This window comes from Paraglaciecola sp., from assembly GCF_030730205.1.
GTDB lineage: Bacteria > Pseudomonadota > Gammaproteobacteria > Enterobacterales > Alteromonadaceae > Paraglaciecola.
In genome coordinates this window covers 1-9690 of the sequence record NZ_JANQVQ010000248.1, presented here as the reverse complement: position 1 = coordinate 9690, position 9690 = coordinate 1, and the positions used below count along the sequence as shown (strand labels likewise).

At 42.7% G+C, this 9690-nt stretch carries 10 protein-coding genes; 9 read left to right on the top strand and 1 reads right to left on the bottom strand.

All coding sequences use genetic code 11. From position 1 onward, the window contains the following. Positions 1–127 precede the first annotated feature (127 nt). Positions 128–937 (top strand): nucleoside triphosphate pyrophosphohydrolase, encoded by an 810-nt coding sequence (gene mazG, locus NWQ57_RS16340; protein WP_306023233.1) that lies wholly within the window; start codon positions 128–130, stop codon positions 935–937. Between the two features lie 77 nt (positions 938–1014). Here mazG and NWQ57_RS16335 read toward each other — a convergent pair whose 3' ends face one another. Beyond that, entirely contained in the window at positions 1015–3117 is a 2103-nt protein-coding gene (locus NWQ57_RS16335; protein WP_306023232.1) for a trypsin-like serine protease, read from the bottom strand. A 315-nt stretch (positions 3118–3432) separates the two neighbouring features. On the opposite strand from NWQ57_RS16335, the gene NWQ57_RS16330 reads away from it, so the two are divergent. From NWQ57_RS16330 to NWQ57_RS16295, 8 genes are all read left to right on the top strand, one after another. Next, a complete protein-coding gene (locus tag NWQ57_RS16330) occupies positions 3433–4314 on the top strand; it encodes a DUF1295 domain-containing protein (protein ID WP_306023231.1) in 882 nt (293 codons plus the stop codon). Between the two features lie 419 nt (positions 4315–4733). Further along, positions 4734–5162, top strand: coding sequence for a 50S ribosomal protein L13 (gene rplM / locus NWQ57_RS16325; protein WP_306023230.1), 429 nt, complete (start codon positions 4734–4736; stop codon positions 5160–5162). Between the two features lie 12 nt (positions 5163–5174). After that, positions 5175–5567, top strand: coding sequence for a 30S ribosomal protein S9 (gene rpsI / locus NWQ57_RS16320; RefSeq protein WP_306023229.1), 393 nt, complete (start codon positions 5175–5177; stop codon positions 5565–5567). A gap of 273 nt (positions 5568–5840) precedes the next feature. Then, a complete protein-coding gene (gene petA, locus NWQ57_RS16315; RefSeq protein WP_306023228.1) occupies positions 5841–6473 on the top strand; it encodes a ubiquinol-cytochrome c reductase iron-sulfur subunit in 633 nt (210 codons plus the stop codon). 1 nt (position 6474) lies between these two features. Further along, positions 6475–7743: a cytochrome b N-terminal domain-containing protein gene (locus NWQ57_RS16310; protein ID WP_306023227.1), complete on the top strand. Its 1269-nt coding sequence runs from the start codon at positions 6475–6477 to the stop codon at positions 7741–7743. Next, a complete protein-coding gene (locus NWQ57_RS16305) occupies positions 7740–8474 on the top strand; it encodes a cytochrome c1 (RefSeq protein WP_306023226.1) in 735 nt (244 codons plus the stop codon). Before NWQ57_RS16310 ends, NWQ57_RS16305 begins: the two co-directional genes overlap by 4 nt. Positions 8475–8667: 193 nt before the next feature. Then, complete coding sequence (gene sspA / locus NWQ57_RS16300; RefSeq protein ID WP_306023225.1) at positions 8668–9300, top strand: stringent starvation protein SspA; 633 nt, start codon at positions 8668–8670, stop codon at positions 9298–9300. Positions 9301–9313: 13 nt separating this feature from the next. Next, on the top strand, positions 9314–9690 hold a 377-nt coding region (locus tag NWQ57_RS16295), incomplete at its 3' end, for a ClpXP protease specificity-enhancing factor (RefSeq protein ID WP_306023224.1).

Here is a 9690-nt window from a genome sequence, read left to right as displayed (position 1 = left end):
TTAACTGTGCGCATCGTACTCTTAATCAAGTTAACTAATTGATATTTGTTTCAGCGTTCTATAAATGAGGATGTCATGACTGAGAAGAGGCCTACACAGCCGAAGGAAAATTAAATGGGAGCCAATAATGTCAGATAAGCTTACGGTGAGTGAGCACTTACGCAGCATCATGAGGCAGTTACGTGATCCTGAGAATGGATGTCCATGGGATAGCAAACAAACGTTTTCTAGTATTGCACCACACACCATAGAAGAGGCTTATGAAGTCGCCGACGCAATTCACAACGGTGATATGCATGATGTAAAAGACGAAGTAGCTGATTTGTTATTTCAAGTGATCTTTTATGCACAACTTGGCCAAGAGCAAGGACATTTTGATTTTGACAGTATTGCTGAGCATTTATGCGAAAAATTAATCCGCCGGCACCCCCATGTATTTGCTGAAAAAGTCGAACTAACAGCTGAACAACTTGATGCCCAGTGGCAAGCGATTAAATTTCAAGAGAGGCTAAACAAAACACCTGCCCTTGATACCAGCATCTTAGCCAATATTCCAAGTGGCATGGCACCATTAAAACGCGCGCAAAAAATTCAACAACAATGCGCCAAAGTCGGTTTTGATTGGACTGAGCTTGGAGGCGTAGTTGATAAAATTTATGAAGAAGTGGATGAAGTGCTGGCAGAAGTAAAAGCCGTGGAAGTAGATGTTCAAGCAGTAGAAGAGGAGGTGGGTGATTTACTGTTCGCTGCAGTAAATCTCGCACGGCATACACATGTTGATGCTGATAGCGCCTTGCAAAAGGCAACCATTAAATTTGAAAAACGCTTTCGTTTGTTAGAACGGCATTTTGTCGATTCGGGCCGAAATCTAGCCGATTGTTCAGTACGTGAAATGGAAGAAGTCTGGCAGCAAGTTAAAAAGCAACTAAAAACTTAAGTCGTGCTTTGCTTTGCCCTCAAACAACAAAAAGTAAACCCACTTTGTAAACGCCAAAGTGGGTATTAAAACACGTTTTATTTTTTTCTAAATAAACGCAGACCTGTTAATAATAGAAGCGCCAACCAGTTGATTGCGCCACCCCCACCGCCATTATTGGAGGTGGGAGCCGTTGGAGTGGGTGTCGTTGTAACCGGGGTTGGAGTAAAAACTACGTTTCGTAAATAGCCTTTATCATCACCACTGATGGTCGCAGGATCCTTACGGTAAGTCCAAGTCACGATATTGGTGTCGGTATTTAAGGTAATTGTTGGGTAGGTTACAAATTCGACTTCACCTGAGATAAAATCAAACTCTTCATTATTGACGAATAAATATAAAGCGTCATAAGGATCGCTTGGGTCATCTTCATTTTCCTCTGAAGAAACCGACCACTGAAAGCTTAAGGTACCTGGCCCCGAAATAAATGCAGTAATAATACTTTCTTGATTGTTGCCAATAGTGCCGCTTTGCACCCCATTCTCTATTGGGTTTGCTTCCCAGTTTCTGTTGCCGCCCGAATACCATCTCACGTTTGCATTAGCGGGGCCTGCTACACCCGCTAGTGCTGAAGCGGTGTTAATGACAGTCGCAGATAACACTGCACTGCTGGCAGGTACTGCAGCATTGTTGCTTTGTATTGTTACAGAGGCATTTATATCTGAAGCCTGCGTACCATTGAGATTGACTATTAACTCACAGGTAGCGCTAGGCGCTAAGTTAGAGCAAGTATCAGTGCCTAGACTAAAGGCAAGACTACCTGTAAGCGTAAACCCTAAATCAACAATAAAATCAGAGTTATTTGTTAGCTGTAAAGTTGCTGATTGGCTTACACCTGAAGGTGATACACCGAAATCAAAACTTTGAGTGATGGCAATACCCGTTTGAATGGCATTTAGCCAGTCAGTGAATTCCGCTACTCGAGTAAATACGCCAGGATAGCCCGCTGCTGCACAGCCTATCCCCCAACTGACCAAACCGACTTGCTCGGGGCCTGTGCCAGTTTGTATGACCAGAGGACCGCCACTATCACCTTGACACGAACCTTTGCCTGAAGTGGCTTGCGCGGCACAAATCATTCTACTAGTAACGCCTGTGTTTAGCGCTGTTGTACCAATTGATTCAGCTAATATTGCGCGGCATTCATCGTTAGTAACCAGATTGAGCTCTACTTCATGGAGTATATCTGGATAATCTGAAGTGGGTCCTTCGCCAGGGGCATAGCCAACTCGGCCTCCCCAGCCTGCTACAATGGCTGGACTATTTTCGATGGCATAGAGATCCGTTGTTGATTGACTCGCCAACTTTACTGCTGGGGAGTTGACCGAAGAGACTAATTCAACCAAAGCAATATCATAATCGATGGCATCTGCATCATATTGAGGATGGATGTAAATGTTTTTAATGGCAACTGCATTTTCTGCTCCCTCTGATAAATCGTATTCACCTACGTTCATCTTGAAAAGAGAGGCACTCGGTGAATCAACACAGTGGGCGGCGGTTAAAACCCATTTTTCGCCTAAAAAGGTCGCGCCACACGAGGCGCTTTGTTGTAATTCAGAGGTACTGGAAACGTTCACCTCAGCAAACGCCCCCTCTCTTTCAAGTAACAGCAATCCAATATTTTGAGTAACAGCAACGACTGGAATAGTGCCATTGAAACCTTCACCTAAGGTACCGGAAATTTCACCCGCTTCGTTGTTGTAAATGATGGCAGCCACCCCACCTCCAGCTTCGCAGTTAAGTGCCTTATCCGAAAAATTGAACTCTCCTCGCTCGATCAAACACACCTTGCCCGTCGCATTGATACATGGTGTTTCAGGCGGCCCACCTAAGCCGCAACTTACTATATTACCAGAAGCAAAGCCGCTTCCTCCTCCGCTGAAATAGTTCGAAGTGTATGATTGGTCATCTACTCGAAGGGATGTAGTAAAGTCTTCAAAAGTAAAGACAAATGCGGTCATCCACGGCCAATCTTGAGACTCAGCTTCTTGACCGCCTACAATTTTAGTTGTGGCGAGACTATGTTTGCTTTGAGCGCTCACATCTGGCGACAAACTGCTAGCGAATGACAAAGTAGAAGATAAAAAGATGCTACCGATAAGCCCTAAAACTACTGTTGAACTCATGCTTTTTTTCATGATGATCCTTTTTTGCGTTAACAACAAAACGAAATTTACTTGCAATCCCAAAACCATTCTAAAGTTAAGTGGGTAGGTTAGATGCTCTTATTTTGTCAGGCCAAACAAGATTGGCGGACACTTTGCTATATATTTTGTTGTTGTAAAAGCGAATAAACATCAAAATACGCTTTTTCTTACGTATTGTTAAAAGAAAGGTTTAACAAACACTCAATGACTCAAACGTTTAAACAAAAACGCATCTAAAAATAAAGTAGTCTAATTTTGCCCTTGCACACGTAGAGAAGACTACATATCACTGAAAGGCAGTTATCGATGAGCAAAACCCAAACTAGTCTAGTTTTATTTTTCGTGGTGCTAATAGCCTTACTTTTTGCATGGGCTGGTGGCCAGTATGGGCCTCAATTTAATATTGGTGAATTTACAGCTGTACCGCTTCTTGTCATGGCGGTGTTGATTGTTTTCCTCATTCAGTGGTTAGCCTTTATTCCTGCTTACATCAAAAAAACAGAGCATTTTTACGATTTGGTAGGCGGTGTGAGCTATTTAGTTTTTGTTGGTGGAATGTTTTTGGCTACGTACCAATTTGATATGCGCTCGTTGCTATTGACAGTTTTAGTCAGCATCTGGGCCTTGCGATTGTCGCTGTTTCTATTTAAGCGGGTAGGGCAGGATGGTTCCGATTCGCGTTTTGATAGTATTAAGCATGATTTTATGCGATTTTTATTGGCGTGGACCGTTCAAGGTCTCTGGATAATAGTGACCGCTGGCTGCGCTGTCGCGGCAATAAGTTCGGCGCAAAAAGTGTCTCTCACCATGATTGATGGGATCGCCATCCTACTTTGGATACTTGGTTTTGCTATTGAAATCATTGCTGACCAACAAAAGCGTCAATTCAAACGTCAGGAAACAAAACCAACTCCATTCATCTGTCAGGGTTTATGGCGTTATTCCCGCCACCCTAATTATTTTGGCGAGATTATATTGTGGTTTGGTATTGCTTTACTCGCACTGCCAGCCTTACAAGGTTGGCAGTACATGACACTACTTTCGCCCTTTTTTGTGGTACTACTGCTGACAAAAATTAGTGGTATCCCATTATTGGAAGCAAAAGCCGACGAACGTTGGCAGGGGCTGGATGAGTATCAAAACTATAAGAACAACACGCCTGTTTTGCTGCCTAACTTTCTAAAATAGTATCGAGCCTCATTTTTATTACATTATTGCTTAGTCATATGAGCCTGTTGACAGCTGTAAAATCAATAGCGCCGATCATTTGGGTCAAGACTTTAGTCTGAAATTGGCAGGCAGGCTAGCTCGTGAAAGTGGTTTAGCTTACAACTCGGTCGGGATTGGCTATTGGTCGACTTTAATGACACTAGCGAAGGAACCTCGGCTTTGAAATTTTATACAAATACTCTCGCGTTTTTTCTTATCTTCTGTATAATCCGCGACCTGCCCAGTTACCCCCACTTTGGGAAAGTGGAAGAATCAATAGACTCGAAGGGGTCAAAACATTGATTTTAAGCGGTTTCTGGCGGTAAAAACGATACTTAGGTGGCGTTTTTAACTGACTGAAACCAAGTAACATACATTAATTTTTTGGGTAATTTTAGATGAAAACTTTTGTTGCTAAGCCAGAAACGGTAAAACGTGACTGGTTCGTGGTAGATGCCGCGGACAAAACATTAGGTCGTATCGCGACTGAAATCGCTAGCCGTTTACGCGGTAAGCACAAACCTGAGTACACACCTCATGTGGACACAGGCGACTACATTGTTGTGATCAACGCTGAGAAAGTACGTGTAACTGGTAATAAAGCCCAGGGTAAAATGTACTACTCACACACTGGTTATCCAGGCGGTCTTAAAGAGACTAACTTTGAAAAGTTACAAGCCCACAAACCAGAGATGATCATTGAAAAAGCGGTTAAAGGTATGTTACCAAAAGGTCCTCTTGGACGTGACATGTTCCGCAAAATGAAAGTCTACGCTGGTCCTGAGCATAAACATGCTGCTCAACAGCCTCAAGTACTAGACCTTTAAGGAGCATTACACATGGCAGATACTCAATATTACGGCACAGGCCGCCGCAAAACTTCTACCGCTCGTGTTTTTCTTCGTGCAGGTAGCGGAAACATTGTGGTTAACAAACGTCCTTTAGATGTATTCTTTGGTCGTGAAACAGCGCGTATGATCGTACGTCAACCTCTTGAATTGTTAGAAATGACTGAGAAGTTTGACTTGTACGTAACAGTAGCGGGCGGTGGTATCAGCGGACAAGCTGGTGCAATTCGTCACGGTATTACTCGTGCATTGATGGAATTCGACGAAACTCTTCGTCCAGCACTACGTACAGCGGGCTTTGTTACTCGTGACGCACGTAAAGTTGAGCGTAAGAAAGTCGGTCTTCATAAAGCACGTAAGAAACCGCAATTCTCTAAACGTTAATCGTTGCAGAGATACAGATTTAAAGACCCAGCTCTGGCTGGGTTTTTTTTGTCTGTAATTTGAGCAAATTGAAAGTGTTAAAGCGAAAATCCATAACTAGCCAAGTAAGTATCAGTAATTCTTCGATTTATTGACGAAAGCCTTGTCTTTTGTGTGGGTTTTCTTTTATCATTTTCGGTTAATAGTAAAACCATTACTTCTATTTTTGAGTATTAAGAATTATTACTCTTTACTAGCTAAGTTTAAGCAATTGCAACCCTCGGAGAAAATTGGATGAGCAATGTATCTTTAGATGCGCATGATTCGTCTGGAACCGAAAACCAACCTAAAGACAACAGTCGTCGCCGTTTTTTAACGGTTGCTACTTCTGTAGTAGGTGGTGTCGGTGTAGTTGGCGCAGCTGTGCCATTTATTGGATCGTGGAACCCCAGTGTTAAAGCGAAAGCTGCTGGTGCTGATGTTGAGGCAGATATCAGCAAGATCGAGCCAGGTCAGTTAATTCGCGTTATTTGGCGAAGTAAGCCTGTGTGGATCGCCAGAAGGACACCTGAATTATTAGCATCTTTGGCTGATGATGAAGATAAGTTGAAAGATCCAAATTCCGAGGAAGCCCAGCAACCTGAGTTTGCTAAAAATCGTTATCGCTCGCTAAAAGAAGAATTCTTGGTGTTAGTGGGTATTTGTACTCACTTGGGCTGTTCTCCCCAGCACCTAAAAGATGGTGCATTTGCTGAATATGTGGAAGGTGTACAAGAAGGATTTTTCTGTCCTTGTCATGGTTCAAAGTTTGATATGGCAGGGCGTGTTTTCCAAAATGTACCAGCACCACTCAACTTAGTTGTGCCGCCTTACATGTATTTGGATGACAATACTATTTTGATTGGTTCTGAAGAAGGGGCAGCATAATATGTGGAAAAACCTAATGGATTGGATCGAGTATCGTTTACCGATCATGCGCGTTGCAAACCAACACGCGATTCAATACCCTGCGCCGCGCAACATGAACTTTTGGTACATGTTCGGCTTTTTAGCTACCATCGTATTAGTTAACCAGATTGTCACAGGTATTTGGTTGACCATGAGTTATAACCCGACAGCTGAAGGTGCCTTTGCCTCAGTTGAATATATCATGCGTGATGTCGATTACGGTTGGATCTTACGCTACATGCACAGTACAGGTGCGTCAGCCTTTTTCATCGTAGTATATTTACATATGTTCCGCGGCATGATTTACGGCTCTTATCAAAAGCCACGTGAGTTATTGTGGCTGTTTGGTATGTTCATATACTTAGCGCTTATGGCCGAAGCATTTATGGGCTACGTATTACCATGGGGACAAATGTCCTATTGGGGTGCTCAGGTAATTGTTTCACTGTTCAGTGCTATTCCGGTCATTGGTCCAGATTTAGTGATATGGATCCAAGGTGATTACGTCATTTCAGGCGCAACGCTTAACCGTTTCTTTGCATTACATGTTATTGCACTGCCTTTGGTTATCGTTATCTTAGTTTTCTTACACATCGTAGCGTTGCATGAAGTGGGTTCAAACAACCCTGACGGTACCGACGTGAAACGTAAGAAAGGCTCACTGAGCGAAGAGGAAAAAACCAAGTTTAAAATTCACGAGTATTACACTAACAAGTATGACATCGTCGATGATATCGTCCCATTTTTCCCCCATATAGTGTTAAAAGACCTTGTTGGTTTTGCTTTCTTCTTGTTGGCTTTCTGTTACGTGATGTTTTTCAATCCTGAAATGGGCGGATACTTCTTAGAACATCCCAACTTTGAGATTGCTAACCCTTTAAAGACACCTCCTCACATTTTCCCAGTGTGGTACTTCACGCCTTTCTATGCGATTTTGAAAGCGGTACCAGACAAATTGGGTGGAGTTATTGCAATGTTTGCTGCAATCATTGCCTTGGCTCTATTACCTTGGATAGATCGCGGTAAAGTGAAGTCGTGGCGTTACCGTTGTGGTTTGCATAAATGGAATCTACTTGTGTTTGCAGCGGTATTTGTTTTCTTAGGTTACCTAGGTGGTACTCCACAAGAAAATTGGAAAATTACAGCATCGCAAATCGCTACCATCATGTATTTTGGCTTCTTTGGTTTGTTGTTTATTTACAGTAAGAATGAAAAGTGTAAACCGGTACCAGCGAGGATTACAGAATGAGAAAACTATTAGTCCTACTATCTTTGTTGATGCCAGTTAGTGTATTTGCAGCTGGCGGTAACGCACACTTGGATAAGGCAGATTATGACCTAACGGATAAAGCGTCACTGCAAAATGGTGCTAAGTTATTCATGAACTACTGCTTAGGCTGTCACCAAATGCAATACCAACGTTATCAACGTACGTTTGCCGACTTAGATATTCCAGTCGATCTAGGATCTGAATACTTGATGTTCACACAGGAAAAGCCAGGCGAACATATCACCAATGCTATGCCTGCAGAGTCCGCGGCTAAATGGTTTGGCGCTCCACCGCCTGATTTGACCTTAGTTGCTCGAGTACGTGGCGCGGATTGGATTTACACCTATTTACGTAGTTTCTATAAAGACGATAGCCGTCCTTTTGGTGTGAATAATTTGGTCTTCCCTGAAGTAGGCATGCCTCATGCACTCCAAGAGTTACAAGGGATACCAACTAAAGCAACGGAAGAGCATATGGTTGACGGAGAAATGGTTGAGCGTCATGTGGGCTTAAAGTCTGATGGTACCGGTGTGATGAGCACTGAAGAGTATGATGCTGCTGTGCTCGACTTAGTTAACTATATGGTTTACACCGGTGAGCCAAGCCGTTTGCAATCTGAAAGTATCGGCCGCTACGTGATGTTGTTCTTATTGGTATTACTCGTGTTGGTTTACCTACTGAAAAAAGAATATTGGAGAGATGTACATTAATTTGCCAAACGCATTGGCAAAAAATAATGTATAATCCGCAAAATTTTATGGTAAGGGGCGAATAGCCCCTTTCTTTTCAGTTTTAGTCTATGTCGCCACACTAGTAGCTGGTCAAATTAAGTCTGCTAAGTTGGTTAAGTGTTATATCTGAATCAAACGGATATAGAGTAGAGATATTTTAGGAGAGAGTTAAATGGCTGTAGCCACCAATAAACGTTCTATCATGACGTTGTTTTCAGATACTTTAGATATATACAGTCACCAGGCCAGAATCGTATTGGCTGAAAAAGGTGTGGGTGTAGAAATTTGTTACACTGATCCTAATAATTTGCCCGAAGACTTAATTGACTTAAATCCTTATGGCACCGTGCCTACCTTAGTTGATAGGGAGTTAGTATTGTATAACTCTCACATCATTATGGAATACTTAGACGAACGTTTCCCACACCCACCTTTGATGCCAGTCTATCCAGTATCTCGTGGCCAGAGCCGTTTGACCATGCATAGAATTCAAAATGATTGGTACAAACTAGCTGAGCAAATTTTACAAGCCAAAGGCGACGTTGAAACTGCTCGTAACGAACTACGTGAAGCTTTGTTAAGTTTAGCGCCCTTGTTTGCTGAAACGCCTTATTTTATGAGTGAAGAATTCAGTTTAGTCGATTGCTATTTAGCACCGTTGTTGTGGCGTTTACCCGCCCTCAAAATTGAGTTAGTAGGTAATGGCAGTAAAGATGTTCGTGCTTATATGAAACGTATATTTGAGCGCAGTTCATTTAAGGCGTCTTTAACTGATCAAGAACGCGAAATTCATAACCCATTATAAAGTTATAAAACCGATGACAGCGAACCAGCCTTATTTATTACGCGCCTTTTACGAGTGGATTGTTGATAACAATCTCACACCGTACTTGGTGGTCAATGCGACCTACCCTGGCACGCAAGTTCCGCAAGAACATGTGCAAGCGGGGCAAATCGTGCTCAATGTTTCTCCAAGTTCGACAGGTAAATTATTGCTAGGCAACGAGGAGGTTACTTTTGATGCGCGTTTTGGTGGTGTTGCACGTAACTTGGTCATTCCATGTAAGGCGGTGCTAGCTATATATGCCAAAGAGAATGGCGCTGGAACTGTGTTTACCGCAGAAGACGAAATCGATTCTGACATGCCTGATGAAGCCATTACTGAAGCGCCAGCGCCAAGTAAAAAAGGCCGGCC

Excerpts from the sequence above, each read along its gene's own strand:
- mazG (WP_306023233.1), top strand. The coding sequence starts at position 128 with ATGTCAGATAAGCTTACGGTGAGTGAGCACTTACGCAGCATCATGAGG.
- NWQ57_RS16335 (WP_306023232.1), bottom strand. The coding sequence starts at position 3,117 with ATGAAAAAAAGCATGAGTTCAACAGTAGTTTTAGGGCTTATCGGTAGC.
- NWQ57_RS16330 (WP_306023231.1), top strand. The coding sequence starts at position 3,433 with ATGAGCAAAACCCAAACTAGTCTAGTTTTATTTTTCGTGGTGCTAATA.
- rplM (WP_306023230.1), top strand. The coding sequence starts at position 4,734 with ATGAAAACTTTTGTTGCTAAGCCAGAAACGGTAAAACGTGACTGGTTC.
- rpsI (WP_306023229.1), top strand. The coding sequence starts at position 5,175 with ATGGCAGATACTCAATATTACGGCACAGGCCGCCGCAAAACTTCTACC.
- petA (WP_306023228.1), top strand. The coding sequence starts at position 5,841 with ATGAGCAATGTATCTTTAGATGCGCATGATTCGTCTGGAACCGAAAAC.
- NWQ57_RS16310 (WP_306023227.1), top strand. The coding sequence starts at position 6,475 with ATGTGGAAAAACCTAATGGATTGGATCGAGTATCGTTTACCGATCATG.
- NWQ57_RS16305 (WP_306023226.1), top strand. The coding sequence starts at position 7,740 with ATGAGAAAACTATTAGTCCTACTATCTTTGTTGATGCCAGTTAGTGTA.
- sspA (WP_306023225.1), top strand. The coding sequence starts at position 8,668 with ATGGCTGTAGCCACCAATAAACGTTCTATCATGACGTTGTTTTCAGAT.